Below are 20454 nucleotides of genomic sequence, written 5' to 3'. Positions count from 1 at the left end.
GGTCATCCTTCCTGCGCCGCCGGGCGCTTCTCGCCGGGGCGGCCGCCCAGGTACAGCTCCCCGAGTTGCGGATCGGCCAGCAGGTCGGCGGCCGGCCCGGCGAGGTGCACCCGCCCGAGGTCGAGCACGCAGCCGAGGTCCGCGGTCTCCAGCGCGCGCCGGGCGTTCTGCTCCACCAGCAGGACCGCGGTCCCGGCGTCCCGCATCCGCCGCACCTGCGCGAAGACCGTGCTGGTGGCCTTCGGGTCCAGACCCATCGACGGCTCGTCCAGCAGCACCACCCGCGGGTCGACCATCAGCGAACGGGCGAACTCCACCTGCTTCTGCTGGCCGCCGGAGAGCAGCCCGGCCAGCGCGCCCCAGCGCTCGGCGACCACCGGGAAGAGGCCCTTGACGAAGTCCACCCGCTCGGCGAGCCGCTTCTGGTCGGTCAGCGTGTAGCCGCCCAGCCGCACGTTCTCCGCCACGGTCATCTCCCGGAACACGCTGTGGCCCTGCAGCACCAGCGCGACGCCGGCCGCCAGCATCCGCTGCGGGCTCAGCCCGGTGACGTCCCGGCCGCCGACCAGCAGCCGGCCGGACCGCGGCCGGAGCAGGCCGGCGGCCACCTTCAGCACGGTCGACTTGCCGGCGCCGTTCGGGCCGACCAGGCAGACCACGGAACCGGCCGGGACCGCCACGCTGAACCCGCGCAGCACCGGCGCGGCCCGCCCGTAGCCGGCCTGGATGTCGACGAGTTCGATCTCAGACGCCAAGGTAGGCCCCCAGTACGCGTTCGTCGGTGCGGATGACGGACGGCGGCCCCTCGGCGATCGGGCGGCCCCGGTCGAACACCACGATGTGGTCGCTGAGGCTCATCACCAGGTCCATGTTGTGCTCGACGATGACGAACGTGCGGCCCTCGGCGTTCAGCTCGCGTACCAGCGTGCCGATCCGGTCCAGCAGCGCCGGGTTGACCCCGCCGGCCGGCTCGTCCAGGAGAATCGTGTCCGGATCGGTCATCAGCACACCGGCCAGCTCCAGCAGCTTCTGCTGGCCCCAGGACAGCGTGCCGGCCGGGGCGCCGGCCAGGTGCTCGATGCCGAGCCGGGTGAGCCAGCCCCGGGCCCGGCCGGTCTCGACGCGGTGCCGGGCCCCGCGCAGCGCATCGAACACGCCCGCCGGCCGGACCGCGGCCAGCACGTTGTCCAGCGCGGTCATCCGCGGGAAGATCCGGCAGAGCTGGAACGTGCGGCCGATCCCGGCGCGGGCGATGACGTGCGGTGCCCGCCCGGTGAGATCCCTTTCCCGGTACGTGACCCGCCCGCGGTCCGCCCGGATCATCCCGGTGACGCAGTTGAAGTAGGTCGTCTTGCCGGAGCCGTTCGGGCCGATCAGCGCATTGATCTTTCCGTCCCGGAAGCGCACCGTGGCACCGTCCAGCGCGGTCACCCCACCGAACGCCTTGCGCAGGTCGACAGTCTGCAGGGTCACCGGCGGACCTCCTCGGCGCGCCGCCGCTCGCGCAACTCGGCGGCGGTGACGTCCCGGATGGACGCCTGCTCACCGGCCGGCCGCAACCGCCGCAGCAGCGACCCGGCGGCCGGCAGCACGCCGTCCGGCATGAACAGCACCACCAGCGCGAGCAGCACGCCGGTGGCCACCAGGTGCAGCGGGGTGTTGCCGAACTCGACCTTGAAGTACTCCAGCGCGACGCCCACCACGAGCGCGCCGACCAGCGGGCCGAACAGGTTGCGGACGCCGCCGAGCAGCGCCATCAGGACCAGGTAGGACCCGGTCAGGACGGAGAACTGGAAAACCGGGTCGAGGTCGCCGAACCACAGCGCGTACAGCCCGCCGGCCAGCGCGGTGAACGCGGCCGAGACCACGAAGACCACCAGCTTGTACGCGAACGTCGGCGTACCCAGGGCCTCGGCCTTGTCCTCGTCCTCCCGGATCGCCTTGAGCCCGAGGCCGAACCGGGACCGGTCGATCAGCCACCAGGCGAGCAGCGCCAAGGCCAGCAGACCGGAGAACAGGAACCAGAACACCCGGTGGTGCTCCGGGCGGGACAGGTCGAACGGCCGTGGTACGACCAGGCCGCGGGAGCCGCCGGTGAGCGACGCCCAGCTCTGGAACACCAGCAGCAGGATCAGCACCAGCGCGATCGAGACGATGACGAACGACGCGCCGCGGACCCGCAACGCCGCCATCCCGATCGGCACCGCCAGCGCGGACACCAGCAGCATGGCCAGCGCCAGGGCCACGAAGCTGTTCAGCCCGGCCTTCGTCACCAGCAGCCCGGTGCCGTACCCGCCCAGGCCGGCCAGCGCGCCGTGCCCGAGCGAGAGGTAGCCGGTGAACCCGCCGACGAAGTTCCACGAGGTGGCGAGCACCGCGTAGTGGAGCACCACGATGCCGGCCGACAGGACGTACGGGTTCGGCGCCAGCCCGGGGAACGACAGCAGCCCGGTCGCGAGCAGCAGGACCGCCGCGCCGCCGGTCAGCCGGCTAGAAACGCTGGGCAAGGCGACCTCCGAAGAACCCCTGCGGCCGGAAGGCCAGCGTGGCGAAGAGCGCCAGGTAGAAGACCGTCTGCGCCCAGGTGGTGCCCATCGGGATCTGCAACAGGCTCTGCAGCAGGCCCAGCAGCATCGCCGCGGCCGCCGCGCCCGGCACGCTGCCCAGGCCGCCGACCACGATGATGGCCATCAGCGGGCCGATCCAGTGCCAGTGCAGCGACGGGTAGATGGTGGTGTCCAGCGCCAGCGCGGTGCCGCCGACCGCCGCGGTGGCGAGCCCGATGCCGAAGCCGTACCCGGCGATCCGCTCGGTGTCGATGCCCACCAGCCGGGCCGCGTCCGGGTGCTGGATGGTGGCCCGCAGCGCCCAGCCGAACCGGGTCCGCTTCAGCACCAGGTAGAGCCCGGCCAGCGCGATCCCGGCCAGCCCGAACGCGATCAGCTTGACCACCGCGATCCGGGCGCCGAACAGCCCGAAACCGGCCGAGCCGTAGTCGAGCTGGATGCGGCGCTGGGTGCCGGTGAAGGCGTACCCGAGCAGCCCTTCGATGAGCACTGCCACGGCGAACGTGAGAAGCACCGACATCATGGTCAGCGTGGCCGGCCGCAGGCGGGCCAGCAGCATCCGCTGCAGCAGCACGCCGGCCGCGAAGAACAGCGGAACCGTGACCACCATCGACAGCAACGGGTCGAGGCCGAGCCGCTCGTGCCACCACCAGGCCAGGTACGCGGCCAGGATGAGGAACGCCGAGTGGGCGATCATCACCACCCGCATGATGCCGAAGTAGAGCGTCAGGCCCGCGGCCAGCAGGGCGTACAGCCCGCCGAGCAGCAGGCCCAGGACGACGCTCTGGAAGAGCAGCGCACCGGACGGCATCGGATCACCAGGCCGGCTTCGGATACCGGAACTCGGCCTCCTTGGCCGCCGCCGGGAGCACGATCCTGATGTCCCCGCCGATCCACTGCTGGATCATGTGCGCGCCCCGGGGCTTTCCGGTGGCGTCCCAGGTCAGCGGGCCGACCACGGTCTGCACCTCGTTCCCGCGGATCCAGTCGACCAGCTTGCGCTGGCAGTCGCCCTGCTCGGCACAGCCGACCGCGGTCACCGCCGCCGCCACCACCTGCCCGGTGGTGTACGCGTTGGCCTGGTCCTCCTCCGGCGGCGTGCCGAACTGGGCGGTGTACTTCGCCACGAACTCGGTGTTGCTCGGGTACGGCGCGTCCTGGCTGTAGCCGGTGGGCGACAGGATGCCCTCGGTCTTGTTGCCCACCGCCTTGGCGAACTCCGGGTTGGTCGGCGCCGTGGAGAACGCGGCCAGCTTGGGCTGATAGTCGAGCTGCTGCAGGGCGACGATGAGGTTCACGCCGTCCTGGTACTGCGAGCCGCCGATCAGCACGTCGGCCCGGGACGCGGCGATCTTCGCGGCGATGCTGCCGAAGTCGGTGGTGTTCGGCGGGTACACCTCGTCCACCACGATGGACAGTCCGCCGGCCTTGAGCTTGTCCCGTAGGCCGTACGCGGTGCCCTGGGCGAACGGGTCGTCCATCGCGGCCACCGCCACCGTCTTCGGCCGCTGCGCCGCGGGCAGCGCCAGGATGTGCGCGGCCAGGTGGTTGTAGTGGTCGTTGGCGACCGCCGGGGCCGCGTAGAACAGGTTCTTGAAGCCCTGCTCGAAGACCTCCTTCGCCGCGCCCGCGGGCTCGACGAACAACATGTCGTACTCCTCGGCGACGCGGGCCGCGGGCACCACCAGGCGGGTGGAGAACGGGCCGACCACCAGGTCCACCTGGTCCTTGCCGATGAGCTGCTCGTAGTCGGCCACGACCCGGTCCGCATTGGACTGGTCGTCGAGGATCTTCAGTTCCACCCGGCGGCCGAGCAGACCGCCGGCGTCGTTGACAATCTTGGCCCACGCCTCGTAGCCCTGCTGCACGCCCTTGCCGGGCTCGGAGAAGTCGCCGGTCAGCGGCAGCGAGACACCCACCACGATCGGGTCGTCGCCGGTGGCCGGCTCGTCGTCGCCGGAGCAGGCACCGAGCGCGAGGATCGCGGCGGCGCCGAGGGCGGTGGCCCATCGCATGCGTCGGACAGTGGTCGGCATCCTCGGACGCTCCTCTCCCACCCGGGAGTACGAAAGCGCTTACGAAAGCGCTTTCGTAGCCTATGCTGTGCACTGCGTCACTGGCAAGACGCCGATCGATACGTTGTCTCCGGGGAGTTGACCCATGCCCAAGCCGGGTCCGAGGTTGCGGTTGGCCGACGTCGCCGAACGCGCCGGCGTGTCACTGGCCACCGCCTCCCGCGCCCTGGCCGGCCGCGACGGCGTCAGCGAGGAGGTCGCCAGCCGGGTCCGGCGGGTGTCGGCGGAACTCGGCTACGTCGCCAACCCGTTCGCCCGCACCCTGGCCGGTGGCGCCAGCTCCACCGTCGGACTGATCGTGCACCAGGTCGACGACCCGTACTTCTCGGAAATCGCCGGCGGCGTCATCGGCCTGGCCGACGAACAGCGCCTGCTGGTCCAGATCTGCCACTCCGGCCGCGACCCCGGCTACGAGCTGCGCCAGATCCGCCACCTCATCGCGCAACGCGTGGGCATCATCATCGTGGCCGGCTCCGGCTACAGCGACTCCCGCGCCGAGACCGAGGCGAAGGCGGAACTGTCCGCGTTCCAGGGCGCGGGCGGCCGGGTCGCGGTGATCGGCCGGCACTCCCTGGGCGTGGACGCGGTCCTGCCCGACAACGAGGCCGGCGGCCGTGCCCTCGGCGAACACCTGCTCGCCCTGGGTCACCGCCGGATCGCCGTGGCAGCCGGGACCGCCGGCCTCACCACGGTCGCCGACCGGCTGGCCGGCGTGGCGTCCGCCCTGCACGCCCGGGGCCTCAGCCTGGACGCCCTCCCGGTGGTGCACACCGACTTCACCCGCGACGGCGGCCGCGCCGCCGCCGAACGCATCCTCCGCGACCACCCCGGCACCACGGCCGTCATCGCCCTCAACGACGCCATGGCCATGGGCGTGCTGTCCACGCTGCGCGCCCACCGCATCCCGGTGCCGGCCACCATGTCCGTGGTCGGCTTCGACGACGTGTCGGTGGCCGCCGACCTGGCGCCCAGCCTGACCACCGTCCGGCTGCCGATGACCGAGATGGGCCGGATGGCGCTGGACCTGGCGCTGAAGCCCCGCTCGGTGCGGCCGAGGCGGCGCTCCACCGGCCACCGGCTCATCGTCCGCGACTCCACCGGCCCCGCCACCTGACCCCTCCACCGGCCGGCCGGCCCGGCCCGCTGCCCTCCACCAACCCGGCCCGGCCCACTGCCCCTCCACCAACCCGGCCCCGCTCGCCCTCCACCGACTCGGTCCGCTGGCCCCTCCACCGGCTCAGCCCGCTGACCCGTCGACCGGTCCCGCCAGCTGGCCCCTCTTCGGGCCGGGCTCAGCGTCAGTGGCGGCGGCGTGTCCGATACCGGCCGGTGGACACCGCTTCGCTCAGCCCAGATGTCGCAGATCTTGGAGGGCCAGCCGAATCTTGGAGCGAAACCGCCCTCCCGGGGGCCGTCCGCCGCCAAGGTTCGTCTCCGGCTCCAAGATCTGCCGTGACTAGCTGCCGTGCGTGCCGGGAATGGTCGAAATGCCCCGAGTTCGCGCAGGCCTGTTGCCCGTAGGGACGCTGGTGTACCAGTGGATTTGATCGGAAGCCGCCGATCGGCGTGACGAACCGCGGGGACGCGGTGCCGCTCGCGGCCGGGGAGGTGACGCCGGCCGGGTCAGGCCACGTGGTCGCGGTAGCCGGCCAGCGCTTCGGCCAGGACTTCGGGGCCGGGGCGGGACCACACGTCGTCGGCGAACACCTCCACCTCGACCGGGCCCGAGTAGCCGGCCGCGTCCACCGCCTCGCGGAAGCGGCGCAGGTCCACGCATCCGGTGCCGGGCAGGCCCCGGCCCAGCAGGACGCCGGCCGGGAGCGGGGTGAGCCAGTCGGCCACCTGGAAGCAGGCGATCCGCTGCTCGCGGCCGGCCCGGGCGATCTGGTCCCAGACGGTGTCGTCCCACCACAGGTGATAGGTGTCCACCACGATGCCGACGGCGGCGGCGGGGTGCGGCTCGGCCAGGTCCAGTGCCTGCTTCAACGATGCGACCACGCAACGATCGGAGCAGAACATCGGGTGCAACGGCTCGATCGCCAACCGCACGCCGGCGGCCGCGGCGTGCGGGGCCAGGTCGGCCAGGGCACCGGCTACCTGGGCGCGGGCCGCGTTCAGATCCCGGCTGCCCGGTGGTAGACCGCCGGAGACCAGTACCAGAGCGGGCGCGCCGACCTCGGCTGCCTCGTCGATGGCGCGGCGGTTCTCGTCGTACCAACCGGGGGTGGTGAAGAAGCCGCCGCGGCACAGGGACGTCACCGCGAGGCCGGCGTCGCGGATCAGCTCGGCGGCGGGCGCGGCGCCGTACTCGGCGATGTCGTCCCGCCAGAGGCCTACGCCGGTGACTCCGGCCTCGGCGCAACCCCGCACCAGGTCGGGCAGGGGCCAGTGTTTCGTGGTGGCGCGGTTGAGTGCGAAGCGTGTCATGGCTGGCTCACCCCGACCGTGGTGAGCCAGGCCCGGGCCCGGGATGCGGCCAGCTCGGCGTCCGGGAGCAGGGCGGCGGCGTCGGCCAGGCGCAGCAGCGTCGCCAGGTGGGCCGGAGATCGTCCACTCTGGACGCCGCCGACCATGGTGAAGTGGTCCTGGTGGCCGGTCAGCCAGGCGAGGAACACGATTCCGGTCTTGTAGTACCAGGTCGGCGCGGCGAACAGGTGCCGGGCCAGGGTGACCGTGGGCGCGAGGATGCGGTGGTACTCCCCCGGGTCGCCGGCGTCCAGTGCGCGCAGGGCGGCGGCGGCCGGTGCGGCGATGGCCGCGAACACGCCGAGCAGGGCGTCGGAGTGGCCGTGCTCGTCGCCGCGGATCAGGGCCGGGTAGTGGAAGTCGTCCCCGGTGTACATCCGCACGCCGGGCGGCAGGCGGCGGCGCAGGGTCACCTCGAACGCCTCGTCCAGCAGGGACAGTTTGATGCCGTCGATCCGGCCGGGGTGGGCGGCGATCAGGTCGACCACGGTGCCGGCGGCGCGCTCCGGGTCGGCGGCGCCCCAGTAGCCGGCCAGCATCGGGTCGAACGCGGGGCCCAGCCAGTGCAGGATGACCGGGCGGTCGGAGTCGGCGATCAGCCGGCCGTACACATCGAGGTAGTCGTCCGCGGAGCGGGCCGTGGCGGCCAGGTGGCGGCTGCACATCAGCACCGGGCCCGCGCCCGCCGCCAGCACGTCGTGCAGCTGTTCGGCGTAGGCCTTGCGGATGTCGTCGAGGGACGCCGGGCCGGGCGGTAGCTGGTCGGTGGCCACACCGGCGACCAGCGTGCCGCCGCAGGCGCGGGCCTCGGCGGCGGAGCGGCGGATGAGTTCGCGGGCGGCGGAGTGGTCCAGGCCCATGCCGCGCTGGGCGGTGTCCATCGCCTCGGCCACACCGAAGCCGTGCGACCAGAGGTGGCGCCGGAACGCCAGGGTGGCGTCCCAGTCGAGCACCGGCGGGGCGCCCGGGACGTTCTCGGCCGTCGGGTCGGCGACCACGTGCGCGGCGGCGTGGGCGACCCGGCCGGTGAACCGGGCACCGGGGGCGGCGAACCCGGCGCCCGCACCGGACAGGGTGAGCGGACCGTCCGGCAGCCGCACCACCACGCTCACCGGTCCAGCTCCGGCACCTCGAGCCGGCGGCCCTCGCGGGACGACCGCAGGCCCAGCTCGGCGAGTTGGACGCCGCGGGCGCCGGACCACAGATCCCAGGTGTACGGCGCGTCCTCGGCCACGTGGCGCAGGAACATCTCCCACTGCGCCTTGAAGCCGTTGTCGTACTCCTGGTTGTCCGGCACCTCCTGCCACTGCGCGCGAAACGCGTCGGTGACCGGGAGGTCGGGGTTCCACACCGGCTTGGGCGTCGTCGCGCGGTGCTGGACGCGGCAGCCCCGCAGCCCGGCCACCGCACTGCCCTCGGTGCCGTCCACCTGGAACTCGACCAGTTCGTCGCGGTGCACCCGGACCGCCCAGGACGAGTTGATCTGCGCCACCACGCCGCCGTCCAGTTCGAAGATGCCGTACACGGAGTCGTCCGCGGTGGCCTCGTAGGGTTCGCCGGCGGAGTCCCAGCGCCGCGGGATCGCCGTGGTGACGTGTGCGGTGACCGCCCGGACCGGGGCGAACAGCTGCTCCAGCAGGTAGTGCCAGTGCGGGAACATGTCCACCGTGATGCCGCCGCCGTCCTGCGCCCGGTAGTTCCAGCTGGGTCGCTGCGCGGTCTGCCAGTCGCCCTCGAAGACCCAATAGCCGAACTCGCCGCGTACCGACAGGATCCGGCCGAAGAACCCGCCGCTGATCAGCCGCTGCAGCTTGCGCAGGCCGGGCAGGAAGAGCTTGTCCTGGACGACGCCGTGCCGGACGCCGGCGGCGTCGGCGGCGCGGGCCAGTTCCACCGCTCCGTGCAACGTGGTGGCCAGCGGCTTCTCCGTGTAGATGTGCTTGCCGGCGGCGATCGCGGCGGAGATCGCCTTCTCCCGCTCGCCGGTGACCTGGGCGTCGAAGTAGATCCGCACGTCGTCGCGGGCCAGCGCGGCGTCCAGGTCGGTGGTTACGTCGGTGAGGCCGTGCCGGTCCGCGATGTCGCGCAGCTTCGCCTCGTTGCGGCCGACCAGGACGGGTTCCGGCCAGAGCCGCGAGCCGTCGCGCAGCGGCACCCCGCCGGCCTCCCGGATCGCCAGCAGCGAACGGACCAGATGCTGTCGGTAGCCCATCCGCCCGGTCACGCCGTTGACGACGATGCCGATCGGAACGCGTGCGGTCATCGGCCGGCCTCCTAGGTAAGCGCTTTCCTAGAGGCTACCGGCGCGCCGACCGCACAGGCAAGCGCTTGCCCGTCGCCGCAGGTAGGCTAGTCTGCTCGCGTGGCGACTCTCGCGGACGTCGCGCGGCGGGCGGGGGTCTCGACCGCGACCGTGTCCCGCATCATCAACAACAGCCCCAAACCGGTCGCGGACGCGCTGCGTGAGCGCGTGCTCGCCGCCGTCGACGAGCTCCAGTTCGTACCGAACGCCAACGCCCAGCAACTGGCCCGCGCGCACCGCAGCGCGGTCGGGGTGATCGTGCACGACGTCTCCGACCCGTACTTCGCGGAGATCACCCGCGGTCTCCAGCGGGTCGCCACCGACCACGGGCGGCTGGTCATCATCTGCAACAGCTACCGCGACCCGGAACGCGAACTCGCGTACGTCGACCTGCTGCACGCCCACCAGACGGCGGCCATCGTGCTGGCCGGTTCGGGGTACCACGACGCGCCGGTGACCGCCCGGCTGGACCGCAAGCTACGCCTGTACGAGAGCACCGGCGGCCGGGTCGCGGTGATCGGCCGGCACCAGCACGCCGGAGACGCGATCGTGCCGGAGAACGAACACGGCGCCTACCTCGCCGGCGACGCGCTCTACCGCCTCGGGCACACCGCGATCGGGGTCATCGCCGGGCCACGCCACCTCACCACCACCACGGACCGGCTGGCCGGACTGCGGCGGGCCGCCCGCGACCACGGGCGCCGGCTCACCACCCGCCACATCGAGTACGCCGACTTCGACCGCAACGGCGGCGCCGTGGCGGCCGGGGCGCTGCTGGACCGCCACCCGAACCTCACCGCACTGGCCGCGCTGAACGACTCGATGGCGATCGGCGCGCTGGCCACGCTGCGGCACCGGGGACTGGACGTGCCCGGCCGGATCAGCCTGATCGGGTTCGACGACATGCCCATCTCGGTGGACGTCACGCCGGCACTCAGCACGGTCCGGCTGGCGCTGGAGGAGATCGGCGTGCGGGCCATGTCGCTGGCCCTGCGCGAGCCGGACGGCGAGGGCGCGCGGGTGGAGCACGCCACCGCGCAACTGGTCCTGCGGGACAGCACCGCTCCCCCACCCGGAAACGGCACCAGGGCGCGCCGGCCCGGCACGCCCTGATCGTCGTCGCTCAGTCCTGCCGATGGCGGTAATGGTGCACCACCAGGCCGGCGATGGCGGACAGCGCGACCAGGCCGAACGCCACGCCGACCAGAGGATTCTCCAGGGTCGAGGAGAACACCGCGTTGAGCGCGGCGCTGATCACGAGGACCACCCACAGCACGGGACGGAGAACGGTGCCGTGCTGGTTGCCGGTGGCGGTGCGCTGCTGCAGGTCCATGACGGTCTCCTCGATCGGGTTGTTCGGTGATGCCCTGAACGCTATGCGGGACGACGCCGGACGCCGATCCCGCCAAGGGGACGACCGGGGTACAGCAGGCTGTACTCCTGGGCGTACAGGTGGGCGTGGCGGGCACCGGTGGCCTATCGTTCCGGGCCGAAGGAGGTACGGATGTCGACCACGGACGCGCGCCCAGCCGGCACGAAGACGGCCTGGTCGTACCGCTTCCTGCACCGGCTGCGCCTGATCATCGAGAGCCTGGAGCACCTGGTCGGTGGCCTGGGCACCGCGGCGCTCGCGCTGATCGTGCTGCTGTGGCTGCTGGCCTGCCTGATCACCTGCCTGATCGGGGTGGGTTTCCTGCTTCTGCCCGGCGCCCTGCACGGGGTGCGGTACGTGGCCGACCGGGAACGCGCGCGGCTGTCCCGCGCCGGCACCGAGGTGATCGGCGCCGGCCCGGAGCCGGACACCCTGCGTGCGGCGGTCACCGACCCGACCACCCGCCGCGAGGTGGGCTGGGTGAGCCTGCACGCCGTCGCCGGCTCGGCCATGGGCATGATCGGCCTGGCACTGCCGCTGCGCGGTCTGCAGGACCTGTTCTACCCGGTGTACTGGCAGGCGCTGCCGGCCGCCGACCGGAACCCGTACCCGTTCTTCGCCACCATCGACGACTGGCTCGGCGCGATCGGCATCGGCCTGCTCGGCGTGGGCTGCCTGATCCTGACCGCGGTGATCGCGCAGCCGATGGCCTGGCTGCAGGCCTGGACCGGCCGGATGCTGCTGGGCCCGCCGCCGGGCACCGACCTGATGCTGCGGGTCGCCGAACTCACCGCCACCCGCGCCGCCGCCCTCGACGCGCACGCGGCCGAGCTGCGCCGGATCGAGCGCTCCCTGCACGACGGCACGCAGAACCGGATCGTCGCGGTGACCGTTCTGCTCGGCGCCGCCCGGCGGGCGATGACCCGCAACCCGGCCGAGGCGGAGGCCGCGCTGGAACGCGCGCAGGGCGCCGCCGAACAGGCCCTGGCCGAGCTGCGCGCGGTGGTCCGCAGCATCCTGCCGCCGGTGCTGAGCAACCGCAGCCTCGCCGACGCGCTGAGCGCGCTCGCCGCCGCCAGCCCGGTGCCGTGCCGGGTGCGGACCGAGGTGCCGCAGCGGTGTGCCGCGTCGGTGGAGGCCACCGCGTACTACGTGGTGGCCGAGGCGCTGACCAACGTGGCCAAGCACAGCGGGGCCGCGCACGTGGCGGTGGACGTGCGCCAGCAGGATGGCCTGCTCCGGCTGGAGATCACCGACGACGGCCGCGGCGGCGCGGACGAACAGACCGGCTCCGGGCTGGCCGGCATCCGCCGCCGGACCGAGGCCCATGACGGCACCCTGTCGCTGGCGAGCCCGCCCGGCGGCCCGACCACCCTGGAGGTGAGCCTGCCGTGCGGATCGTGATCGCGGAGGATGAACCACTGCTGCGTGAGGGACTGGCGTCGCTGCTGCGCGCCGAGTCGCTGGACGTGGTGGCGACCGCCGGCAACCCGGACGAGTTCCTGGCCGCCGTGGAGGAGCACAAGCCGGACGTGGCGATCGTCGACGTGCGGATGCCGCCCACCCACACCGACGAGGGCATCGTGGCCGCGGTCGAGGCCCGCCGCCGCCGGCCCGACCTGGCGGTGCTGGTGCTGTCGGCGTACGTCGAACAGGCCTTCGCCACCGACCTGCTGGCGCACGGCAGCGCCCGCCTCGGCTACCTGCTCAAGGAGCGGGTCGGCCGGGTCGAGGAGTTCCTCGATGCGCTGCACCGGGTCGCCGACGGCGGCACCGCGATCGACCCGGAGGTGGTCGCCCAGGTGTTCGCCCGGACCCGGCCGGACACCCGGCTGAACCGGCTCAGCCCGCGCGAACTCGACGTGCTGGCGCTGGTGGCCGAGGGCCTGGGCAACACGGCGATCGCGGAGCGGCTGTGGGTCACCGAGGGCGCGGTGCACAAGCACATCCGCAGCATCTTCGCGAAGCTGGAGCTGGCGCCCACCGACAAGACCGACCGGCGGGTCACCGCGGTGCTGCACTACCTGGAGAACGGCCAGCACCGGGGCTGACCGCCGGGTCGTTACCGGACCACCCGGGCGATCCGGCGGCCGGCCTCGTGCAGGCGGTCCGGTGGCTCGGCCGCGTAGCCGAGCACCAGGCCGGGCGGCCCGGGCAGGCGGCGGTGCCAGGACAGCGGGTGCACGAACACGCCGGCCGCGGCGATCCGCGCGGCCAGCTCGGTGTCGTCGGCGCGCCCCGCCAGGTGCGGCAGCGTCACCAGCAGATGCAGCCCGGCCGCGACCCCCTCGACCCGGACGGCCGGGAACTCCGCGCGCAGCCCGGACAGCAGCGCGTCGCGCCGCTGCCGCTGGCGTTTGCGGACCGTGCGCAGGTGCCGCTCGTACCCGCCGGTGGCCAGCAGGTGCGCCACCACCAGCTGCGGGAGAGCGGCGTTGCCCAGGTCGCTGGCGTGCTTGGCGGCGATCAGGTCGGCCCGCATCGGCGCCGGGGCGATCAGCCAGCCCAGCCGCATCCCCGGGGCCAGCGACTTGGAGGTGCTGCCGGTGTACGCCACCCGGTCCGGGGCGGACGCCTGCAGGGCGGCCACCGGCGCCCGGTCGTAGCGGTGCTCGGCGTCGTAGTCGTCCTCGATGACCAGGCGCTCCGCAGCCGCCGCCCAGCCGAGCAGCGCCTGGCGCCGGTGCGGGCTGAGCACCACGCCGGTCGGGAACTGGTGCGCCGGCGTCAGCACCGCCACGTCCGCGCCGCTGGCGGCGAGGTCGTCGGTCCGCATCCCGTGGCCGTCGACGCGGACCGGGACCGATCCGAGTCCCCAGTGGGCCATCTGGTCCCGGGCGCCGCGCGAGCCCGGGTCCTCGACCGCGGCGACCGTCACGCCGCGTGCCCGCAGGGTCTGGGCGAGCAGCGCGAGGGCCTGCGCGACACCGCCCACCACCAGCAGGTCGTCGGCGCCGGCCCGGATCCCCCGGGTACGCCCCAGCCAGCCGGCCAGTTCCCGGCGCAGGGGCGCGCTGCCCCGCGGATCGCCGTAGCCCAGGTCGGCGGCGGTGGCGTCGTCCAGCACCGCGCGCTCGGCCCGCAGCCAGGCGGCGCGCGGGAACGCGGACAGGTCCGGCACGCCCGGCGACAGGTCGAAGGCGATGCCGGGTGGTGCCGGTAGCGGCATCCGCAACGGGCCGGACTCGACCGGCGCGCCGACCGCCGTCCGGACCTCCGGCGCCCGGGCCAGCGAGGTGACCACGGTGCCCACCCCGGTGTGCGCACCGACCAGTCCCTCGTCGGCGAGCCGCTGGTAGGCCTCGACCACCACGCCGCGGGACACCGCCAGGTCGGCGGCGAGGACCCGGGTGGAGGGCAGCCGGGCGCCCTCCGGCAACCGGCCCTGACGGATGGCGGTACGCAGCGCGTCCACCAGCCAGGTGGTCAGTCCCTTGGCCGGGGCGGCGGCCGGGCGCAGTTGCAGGAAGTCGGAGCCCGTACTCATTGGTCCTGTTCCTCGACGCTGGATTGGTCCTTCAAGTGGACCACAGCCGGGCAGATCATGGGTTCGTGACTCCCGTCGAGACCATCCTCCCGCCCGTTTCCACACCCGTCACCCGTCCGCGGATCGGCTGGCCGCTGGCCGCCGGCGCGGCCGGCATGGCGTTCGTCGGCGGCAGCGTCGCCGTGTCCGGCACGCTGGCCGACGCGCCGATGTTCACCGTCCAGGCCCTGCGGTACGCGCTGGCCTGCGTGCTGCTCGTCGGGTTCGCCCGGGTCACCGGCACCCGGCTGCGCGCGCCGCGCGGTGCGGAGTGGCTGTGGCTGCTCGGGGTGACCGCGGCCGGACTGGTGGCGTTCAACATCGCGCTGGTCCGCGGCGCCGAGCACGCCGAACCGGCGGTGCTGGGGGTGGCCGTGGCCTGCGTGCCGATCCTGTTCGCGGTGCTCGGGCCGATGCTGGAGCGGCGCCGCCCGAGCCGGATCGTCGTGCTCGCCGCGCTGGTGGTGACCGCGGGCGCGGGGCTGGTGCAGGGAATCGGCCGCAGTGACGCCGCCGGGCTCGGCTGGGCCGCCGTGGTGCTCGCCTGCGAGGCCGCGTTCACCCTGCTGGCGGTGCCGGTGCTCGGCCGGCACGGCCCGGTCGGCGTGTCCGTGCACGCCACCTGGCTGGCGGTGCTGATGTTCGGGGTGCTCGCGGTCGCCGTCGAGGGCCCCACCGCGACCGCCCGGCTGAGCGGTACCGACCTGCTCGCCGGCGGGTTCCTCGCGGTCCTGGTCACCGCGGTGGCGTTCGTGCTCTGGTACACCAGCGTCCGCCGGCTCGGCGCCGGGCGGGCCGGCCTGCTGACCGGCATCGCGCCGATCGCCGCCGGGGTGACCGGGGTGCTGCTCGGCGGGCCGCTGCCCGGGCCGCTGGTCTGGGCCGGGGTCGCACTGGTCGCGGTGGGCCTGACGCTGGGTCTGCGTCCGGAACGGGACAGCGGGCACCATCGATGACAGCGGATGATTACCGTCGGTCCGGCAAGCATCGTCGTCGAAGGAGTTGGCATGCACGTTCCCCGACCCGCCCGCAGCCGCACGCATCATCTGGCCCGCACGCTGGGCATCGCCGGGGTGGCCACGGTCCTGGGCGTGGTGTCGGTGCCGGCCGGGGCCGCGGCCGCCGCGGCCCCGGGCACCAGCCGGGTCAGCGTGGCCACCGGCGGCGCCCAGGCCGACGGCTACAGCCTGTCCACCGCGGTCAGCACCGACGGGCGGTACGTCGCGTTCGACTCCGTCGCGACCAACCTGGTGCCCGGCGACACCAACGGCAAGGCGGACATCTTCCTGCGCGACCTCCGCCGCGACACCACCACCCGGATCAGCGTCTCCACGGGCGGTGCCGAGGCCGACGGCGACAGCTACAGCCCGTCGATCAGCGCGAACGGCCGGTACGTGGCGTTCGCCTCGTACGCCGGCACCCTGGTGCCCGGCGACACCAACGAGTGGCACGACATCTTCGTCCACGACACCCGCACCGGCACCACCGAGCGGATCAGCGTCGCGGCGGACGGCGCCCAGGCCGACGGCGACAACTACGGCCCGTCGATCACCGCGGACGGCCGGTACGTGGTCTACGAGTCGCAGGCCGGCAACCTGGTGCCGGGCGCCGGACCGGGCAACGTGCTGCGGTACGACCGGCGCACCGGCGCGACCACGGTGGTCAGCGTCGACCCGGGCGGCCGGCCGGCCGGCGAGAGCTTCTCGCCCACGGTCAGCCCGAACGGCCGGTACGTGGCATTCGTGTCGTTCGCGTCCACCCTGGCGCCGGGCGACACCAACGGCGCGGGCGACATCTTCGTCCGCGACCTCAGCACCGGCACGACCGTCCGCGCCAGCGTCACCGACGACGAGCGCCAGGTGGCGGGCGAGAGCCGGGGCACCTCGGTCACCGACAACGGATCGGTGGGCTTCTGGTCGGAGGACCCCGCCGTGGTTCCGGGGGACACCAACGGCGCCGCCGACGCCTTCGTGCGGAACACGGTGGCCGGCACCACGGTCCGGGTGAGTGTGTCGAACACCGGCGCCGAGGGCAACCAGCCCAGCGCCGACCCGGACCTGAGCGGGGACGGCCGCTACGTGGTGTTCAACTCGGGCGCCAGCAACCTGGTGGGATCCGACACCAACGGCGACCTCTTCGACGTGTTCCTGCGCGACCTGGAGACCGGCCGCACGCTGCTGGTCAGCCGCAACAGCGCCGGCGAGCAGGGCGACCTGGACAGCGTCAACGCCAACATCACGCCCGACGGGCGCCGGGTGGTCTACGACTCCAACGCCACCAACCTGGTCGACGGCGACACCAACGACGAGCTGGACGTCTTCATCACCGACCTGCCCGGGTGATTCCGCGGCGCCGGTCATGATGGACGGGTGTCGCCCCGCCGCCGGATCCTGATCGCCGCCACCGTGGCGCTGCTCCTCGTGGTCGCCGCGGTGACGGCGGTCCGGCTGCGCGCCGGCGGCGACCCCGGCACCCGCCCGGACCAGGCCCGGCCGGGCACGGTCCTGCTGGTGCCCGGGTACGGCGGCGGGCGGGGCGCGCTGACCCGGCTGGCCGGTCGCCTCACCGCGGCCGGCCGGGTGGCCCGGGTGGTCACCCTGCCCGGCGAGGGCACCGGCGACCTGCTGGTGCAGGCGGAGACGCTGGAGGCGGCGGTCCGGGCCGCCCTGGCCGACGGCGCGCCCTCGGTGGACCTGGTGGGCTACTCGGCCGGCGGGGTGGTGGCCCGGCTGTGGGTGGACCGGCACGACGGCGCCACCGTGGCCCGCCGGATCGTCACGCTCGGGTCCCCGCTGCACGGCACCCGGGTCGCCGGTCTCGGCGCGGCCCTGGCCCCGGACTCGTGCCCGCCGGCCTGCCGGCAGCTCGCCCCGGGCAGCGCCCTGCTCGAGGAACTCGACGACACCCCGCTGCCGGACGGCCTGCCCTGGCTGTCGATCTGGACCGAGAACGACGAGACGGTGCAGCCACCGGACTCGGCCCGGCTCGACGGCGCGGTCAACGTACCGGTGCAGAGCCTCTGCCCGCAGTCGCGGGTCTCGCACGGCGCCCTGCCCACCGATCCGGCGGTCACCGGGCTGGTCTTGCAGGGCCTGGGCACCGCGCCGCTGGCCGCACCGGACTCCTGTCCCGCCTAATTGGTCACGTCGCGGGTGGTGAAGTTGGCCCACGCCGCACCGAGCAGCACCAGCAGGTAGACGACCTGGATGCCGACGCCGCGTTCGATGTCGCGCCAGAGGATCGGATCGCGGAAGAAGTCGATCCAGGCCAGCCAGTAGCGGGTCGGCAGGTACGGCTGGACCGCCGCGGCCGCGTCCAGCGTGACCAGCACCTGGCTGGTGACCAGGACGGCGAGCGCGCCCATGGCGGCGCCCAGGGCGGAGTCGGTCACGGTGGACAGGAACAGCGCGATGGCGGCCACCCCGAGCATCGAGACCACGATGTACGCCACCGTGCCGAGCAGGCGCAGCGCCAGCCCGGCTGGCGTGATGGTGACGCCGGACATCGAGGTGACGTCCGCCGGCAGGGCCACCCCGGCGGCCGGTTCCGAGCCGAACAGGGCCACCCCGGTCAGGTACGACGTGACCAGCACCGCGACGATCGCGAACAGCACGAAGGCGACCAGCGCGACCAGCTTGGCCACCAGCAGCCGGGTCCGCCCGACCGGCCGGACGAGCAGGTACCGCAGCGTGCCCGCGGACGCCTCGCCGGCCACCGCGTCGCCGGCCAGCACCGCCACCGACACCGGCAGGAACACCGGCATCACCAGGGCCATGGCGGCGGCCGGGTAGAGCGCGCCGTTGCTCAGCACCGCGGACAGGAACGCGCCGCCCTGCCCGGGTGGCGGCGGGATCCGGGTGGTGGCCAGGAACACCGCCACGATCAGCGGCAGCCCGCAGAGCAGGGCGGCGACGACGTACGTGCGGGGGCGGCGGAACATCTTCACCAGCTCGACCCGGATCACGCCGCCTCCACCCGGTCCGCGCTGGTCGTGGTGGCGTCCAGGACGACCTGTTCCAGCGACCGGCGCTCGGCCGCCACCGCGCTGACCCGGACCCCGGCCGCGACCAGTTCGGCGTTGAGGGCGGCCGGGTCCGGGTGCCGTACGGTCAGCGTCCCGCCGTCGCTCCGCTCCACCCGGCCGTCGAGCAGGGCCACCGCCCGGTCGGTGTCCGGCGTACCGACCAGCACGCGGCCGGTGGGTGCGCGCAGCGTGGCGAGGTCGTCCTGCAGCACCAGGCGGCCCCGGTCCATCACGCCGACCCGGGTGCACAGCGCCTCGATCTCGCCGAGCAGGTGGCTGGAGAGGAAGACCGTGGTGCCGTCCGTGTTCAGCTCGGTGAGCAGGTCCCGGATCTCCCGGATGCCGCGCGGGTCCAGGCCGTTGGTGGGCTCGTCCAGGATGAGCAGCCGGGGCCGGCGCAGCAGTGCCGCGGCCAGGCCCAGCCGCTGCCGCATGCCCAGCGAGTACGCCCGCACCGGCCGCCGGTCGATGCCGGCCAGCCCGACCCGGTCCAGCGCCTCGTCCACCCGCCGCCGCCGGTCCCGCCGCCCGCCGCCCGGCCCGGCCGCGTCGAACAGGGTGAGGTTGGCCCGGCCGGACAGGTGCGGGTACGCGCCCGGCCCCTCCACCATCGCCCCCACCGACGGCAGCACGTCCCGGACCCGGCGGGGCACCGGCAGGCCGAGCACCTCGATCTCGCCGCGGGTGGCGAAGACCAGACCGAGCAGCATCCGGACCAGCGTGGTCTTGCCGGAGCCGTTCGGGCCCAGCAGTCCGTACCGGTCGCCGGCGTGCACGTCCAGGCCGACCCCGTCCACCGCGGTGACCCGGCCGTACGTCTTGGTGAGGCCCCGGGTGACGATCATGCGGCGGCTCCGGCGAGGTCGGCGGCGGCGCGTTCCAGCGTGGCCGGCTCGACCAGGCCGGCCGCGAGGTACGTGCGGTCGCCCTGCACCACGAGCACGGTGAGCAGACCGGTGGCGAGCAGCGCGGCCCGCCCGCCGGGCATCTCGATGCTGCGGCCGAACGCCTCGGCGTTGTCGTACGCCTCGGCGCCGAACCGGCGGGGCACGCCGAGCACCACGAACCGGGCCAGGCCGGTGCCGTACACGCCGACCGCGTCGGTGCCGTCGACGGCGTCCCGGCGCGGCTGGCCGGCCAGCCGGTCCGGCAGCCCGGCGGAGCGCTGCCAGCGGTTCAGCGCGCCGAGCACGTCCGGCACCGCGGTGACCGTGAACCCCATGCCCGGGCGCGCGGCCGGCGGGGTGAGCACCCGCGCGTCCGGCACGCCCAGCGTGACCTCGAGGAACCGGCTGACGAACACCGGGCGGGCGCCGCCCTTGGCGGTCAGTTCGGCCTGCAGCGGCAGTCCGCTGGCCGGGTCGGCCCAGACGTCGACGTGCGCCACGGTGGTGCCCGGCGCGGCCGGCACGATCCGCAGCCCGGCCGCGGCGACACCGGCCACCCGGCGCCCGGCGAGCGGCTCGACCCGGTCGCCGGCGGCCAGGGCGAGCAGCCGGCGGGCCAGTTCCGGCGGGGTGAGGTCGGCCGCGGTGGGCAACCGGACCGGCTGGTCGCCGACGACGCGGGTGAGCTGGTTGGCGCCGTAGTCCCAGACGTACTGGCCGTCCGGGGTGCGGTAGAGGTCGCGCTCGGTGCCGCCGCCGACGACGTCCACCCGGCCACGGTCCGGGCCGGCGTACCAGGTGCGCATCTGGGTGGTGCGGCTGACCAGCGCGGTGACCTGTTCCAGGTTGCGCAGCGGCGGCAGGCCGAGCAGCCCGGTGCTCTGCGCGAAACCGTGGTACGGCTGGGCGGCCGAGGCGGCGATCCGTTCCCGCAGCACTCCGGCGTCGATCCGGGCGGCGCGCACCGGCCAGGCGGCGAGCACCGCCGGCACGCTGCCGAGCAGGACGACGACGGCCAGGACGAGGGCCCATCGGCGCCTCGCCTCGGCTCGTACGACCGTGCCGCCCGCGCCCATGGGTGGCAACCGTACCCGCGGGTGGACCGGAATACCCCCGGGTCGTATTCTTCTGCTCGCTGCCCGGCCCGGTCACGAGGTCGGGAACTTCGCTTACCGGTACGAGCCGGGCGTTCGATTCGATCAAGACTCAGTTCCGTGTCCACAGGGCCGAAGAGA

The 20454-nt window shown here is 74.0% G+C and carries 20 protein-coding genes; 7 read left to right on the top strand and 13 right to left on the bottom strand.

The window, feature by feature from the left end; genetic code table 11:
* Positions 1 to 2 precede the first annotated feature (2 nt).
* From LDL48_RS15505 to LDL48_RS15485, 5 genes are read right to left on the bottom strand one after another with little or no spacing between them, the layout of a single operon-like run.
* Entirely contained in the window at positions 3 to 755 is a 753-nt protein-coding gene (locus LDL48_RS15505; RefSeq protein ID WP_225255817.1) for an ABC transporter ATP-binding protein, read from the bottom strand.
* A complete protein-coding gene (locus LDL48_RS15500; RefSeq protein WP_225255816.1) occupies positions 745 to 1473 on the bottom strand; it encodes an ABC transporter ATP-binding protein in 729 nt (242 codons plus the stop codon). Before LDL48_RS15500 ends, LDL48_RS15505 begins: the two co-directional genes overlap by 11 nt.
* The gene (locus LDL48_RS15495) at positions 1470 to 2507 is read right to left on the bottom strand and encodes a branched-chain amino acid ABC transporter permease (RefSeq protein WP_225255815.1); all 1038 of its coding nucleotides are present in this window, start codon (positions 2505 to 2507) and stop codon (positions 1470 to 1472) included. The genes LDL48_RS15500 and LDL48_RS15495 overlap by 4 nt, the downstream gene beginning before the upstream one ends.
* Positions 2491 to 3378 carry a branched-chain amino acid ABC transporter permease gene (locus LDL48_RS15490; RefSeq protein ID WP_225255814.1) on the bottom strand — a complete coding sequence of 296 codons (888 nt, stop codon included), beginning with the start codon at positions 3376 to 3378 and terminating at the stop codon, positions 2491 to 2493. Before LDL48_RS15490 ends, LDL48_RS15495 begins: the two co-directional genes overlap by 17 nt.
* A gap of 4 nt (positions 3379 to 3382) precedes the next feature.
* Complete coding sequence (locus tag LDL48_RS15485) at positions 3383 to 4582, bottom strand: amino acid ABC transporter substrate-binding protein (RefSeq protein ID WP_225255813.1); 1200 nt, start codon at positions 4580 to 4582, stop codon at positions 3383 to 3385.
* Positions 4583 to 4727: 145 nt separating this feature from the next.
* On the opposite strand from LDL48_RS15485, the gene LDL48_RS15480 reads away from it, so the two are divergent.
* A complete protein-coding gene (locus LDL48_RS15480; protein ID WP_225255812.1) occupies positions 4728 to 5756 on the top strand; it encodes a LacI family DNA-binding transcriptional regulator in 1029 nt (342 codons plus the stop codon).
* 509 nt (positions 5757 to 6265) lie between these two features.
* Here the strand turns inward: LDL48_RS15480 and LDL48_RS15475 are convergent.
* From LDL48_RS15475 to LDL48_RS15465, 3 genes are read right to left on the bottom strand one after another with little or no spacing between them, the layout of a single operon-like run.
* Positions 6266 to 7069: a sugar phosphate isomerase/epimerase family protein gene (locus LDL48_RS15475; protein ID WP_225255811.1), complete on the bottom strand. Its 804-nt coding sequence runs from the start codon at positions 7067 to 7069 to the stop codon at positions 6266 to 6268.
* Complete coding sequence (locus tag LDL48_RS15470; protein ID WP_225255810.1) at positions 7066 to 8220, bottom strand: DUF993 family protein; 1155 nt, start codon at positions 8218 to 8220, stop codon at positions 7066 to 7068. Before LDL48_RS15470 ends, LDL48_RS15475 begins: the two co-directional genes overlap by 4 nt.
* A complete protein-coding gene (locus LDL48_RS15465) occupies positions 8217 to 9371 on the bottom strand; it encodes a Gfo/Idh/MocA family protein (RefSeq protein ID WP_225255809.1) in 1155 nt (384 codons plus the stop codon). The genes LDL48_RS15470 and LDL48_RS15465 overlap by 4 nt, the downstream gene beginning before the upstream one ends.
* Positions 9372 to 9470: 99 nt before the next feature.
* Between LDL48_RS15465 and LDL48_RS15460 the strand changes: the two genes are divergently transcribed.
* Positions 9471 to 10523: a LacI family DNA-binding transcriptional regulator gene (locus LDL48_RS15460; protein WP_225255808.1), complete on the top strand. Its 1053-nt coding sequence runs from the start codon at positions 9471 to 9473 to the stop codon at positions 10521 to 10523.
* A 10-nt stretch (positions 10524 to 10533) separates the two neighbouring features.
* Here the strand turns inward: LDL48_RS15460 and LDL48_RS15455 are convergent, their stop codons facing one another.
* A complete protein-coding gene (locus LDL48_RS15455; protein ID WP_225255807.1) occupies positions 10534 to 10743 on the bottom strand; it encodes a hypothetical protein in 210 nt (69 codons plus the stop codon).
* Positions 10744 to 10914: 171 nt separating this feature from the next.
* Between LDL48_RS15455 and LDL48_RS15450 the strand changes: the two genes are divergently transcribed.
* Both LDL48_RS15450 and LDL48_RS15445 read left to right on the top strand, forming a co-directional pair.
* Positions 10915 to 12186, top strand: coding sequence for a sensor histidine kinase (locus tag LDL48_RS15450; protein ID WP_225255806.1), 1272 nt, complete (start codon positions 10915 to 10917; stop codon positions 12184 to 12186).
* Positions 12174 to 12833: a response regulator transcription factor gene (locus LDL48_RS15445; protein WP_225255805.1), complete on the top strand. Its 660-nt coding sequence runs from the start codon at positions 12174 to 12176 to the stop codon at positions 12831 to 12833. Before LDL48_RS15450 ends, LDL48_RS15445 begins: the two co-directional genes overlap by 13 nt.
* A gap of 11 nt (positions 12834 to 12844) precedes the next feature.
* Here LDL48_RS15445 and pdxR read toward each other — a convergent pair whose 3' ends face one another.
* Positions 12845 to 14269, bottom strand: a complete 1425-nt coding sequence (gene pdxR / locus LDL48_RS15440) for a MocR-like pyridoxine biosynthesis transcription factor PdxR (protein ID WP_225255804.1) — start codon at positions 14267 to 14269, stop codon at positions 12845 to 12847.
* 65 nt (positions 14270 to 14334) lie between these two features.
* Between pdxR and LDL48_RS15435 the strand changes: the two genes are divergently transcribed.
* From LDL48_RS15435 to LDL48_RS15425, 3 genes are read left to right on the top strand one after another with little or no spacing between them, the layout of a single operon-like run.
* Positions 14335 to 15264 carry a DMT family transporter gene (locus LDL48_RS15435; protein ID WP_225255803.1) on the top strand — a complete coding sequence of 310 codons (930 nt, stop codon included), beginning with the start codon at positions 14335 to 14337 and terminating at the stop codon, positions 15262 to 15264.
* A gap of 51 nt (positions 15265 to 15315) precedes the next feature.
* Positions 15316 to 16650, top strand: coding sequence for a TolB family protein (locus LDL48_RS15430; RefSeq protein ID WP_225255802.1), 1335 nt, complete (start codon positions 15316 to 15318; stop codon positions 16648 to 16650).
* 27 nt (positions 16651 to 16677) lie between these two features.
* A complete protein-coding gene (locus LDL48_RS15425) occupies positions 16678 to 17445 on the top strand; it encodes an esterase/lipase family protein (protein WP_225255801.1) in 768 nt (255 codons plus the stop codon).
* On the opposite strand, the gene LDL48_RS15420 is transcribed toward LDL48_RS15425, so the two are convergent.
* The 3 genes from LDL48_RS15420 to LDL48_RS15410 are packed head-to-tail and all read right to left on the bottom strand — an operon-like array spanning position 17442 to position 20295.
* Positions 17442 to 18272: an ABC transporter permease gene (locus LDL48_RS15420; protein ID WP_225255800.1), complete on the bottom strand. Its 831-nt coding sequence runs from the start codon at positions 18270 to 18272 to the stop codon at positions 17442 to 17444. The genes LDL48_RS15425 and LDL48_RS15420 overlap by 4 nt on opposite strands.
* Entirely contained in the window at positions 18269 to 19177 is a 909-nt protein-coding gene (locus tag LDL48_RS15415) for an ABC transporter ATP-binding protein (RefSeq protein ID WP_225255799.1), read from the bottom strand. The genes LDL48_RS15420 and LDL48_RS15415 overlap by 4 nt, the downstream gene beginning before the upstream one ends.
* Entirely contained in the window at positions 19174 to 20295 is a 1122-nt protein-coding gene (locus LDL48_RS15410; RefSeq protein ID WP_225255798.1) for a hypothetical protein, read from the bottom strand. Before LDL48_RS15410 ends, LDL48_RS15415 begins: the two co-directional genes overlap by 4 nt.
* Between the last annotated feature and the right edge of the window lie 159 nt (positions 20296 to 20454).

The organism is Jidongwangia harbinensis, from assembly GCF_020216025.1.
Taxonomy (GTDB): Bacteria; Actinomycetota; Actinomycetes; order Mycobacteriales; family Micromonosporaceae; genus Actinoplanes; species Actinoplanes harbinensis.
This window is presented reverse-complemented; position numbering and strand designations above follow the sequence as displayed.

Bases quoted from the DNA above. Each gene is read 5' to 3' on its own strand.
- LDL48_RS15490 (WP_225255814.1), bottom strand. From the start codon at position 3,378: ATGCCGTCCGGTGCGCTGCTCTTCCAGAGCGTCGTCCTGGGCCTGCTG.
- LDL48_RS15485 (WP_225255813.1), bottom strand. From the start codon at position 4,582: ATGCGATGGGCCACCGCCCTCGGCGCCGCCGCGATCCTCGCGCTCGGT.
- LDL48_RS15480 (WP_225255812.1), top strand. From the start codon at position 4,728: ATGCCCAAGCCGGGTCCGAGGTTGCGGTTGGCCGACGTCGCCGAACGC.
- LDL48_RS15475 (WP_225255811.1), bottom strand. From the start codon at position 7,069: ATGACACGCTTCGCACTCAACCGCGCCACCACGAAACACTGGCCCCTG.
- LDL48_RS15465 (WP_225255809.1), bottom strand. From the start codon at position 9,371: ATGACCGCACGCGTTCCGATCGGCATCGTCGTCAACGGCGTGACCGGG.
- LDL48_RS15455 (WP_225255807.1), bottom strand. From the start codon at position 10,743: ATGGACCTGCAGCAGCGCACCGCCACCGGCAACCAGCACGGCACCGTT.
- LDL48_RS15450 (WP_225255806.1), top strand. From the start codon at position 10,915: ATGTCGACCACGGACGCGCGCCCAGCCGGCACGAAGACGGCCTGGTCG.
- pdxR (WP_225255804.1), bottom strand. From the start codon at position 14,269: ATGAGTACGGGCTCCGACTTCCTGCAACTGCGCCCGGCCGCCGCCCCG.
- LDL48_RS15430 (WP_225255802.1), top strand. From the start codon at position 15,316: ATGCACGTTCCCCGACCCGCCCGCAGCCGCACGCATCATCTGGCCCGC.
- LDL48_RS15415 (WP_225255799.1), bottom strand. From the start codon at position 19,177: ATGATCGTCACCCGGGGCCTCACCAAGACGTACGGCCGGGTCACCGCG.
- LDL48_RS15410 (WP_225255798.1), bottom strand. From the start codon at position 20,295: ATGGGCGCGGGCGGCACGGTCGTACGAGCCGAGGCGAGGCGCCGATGG.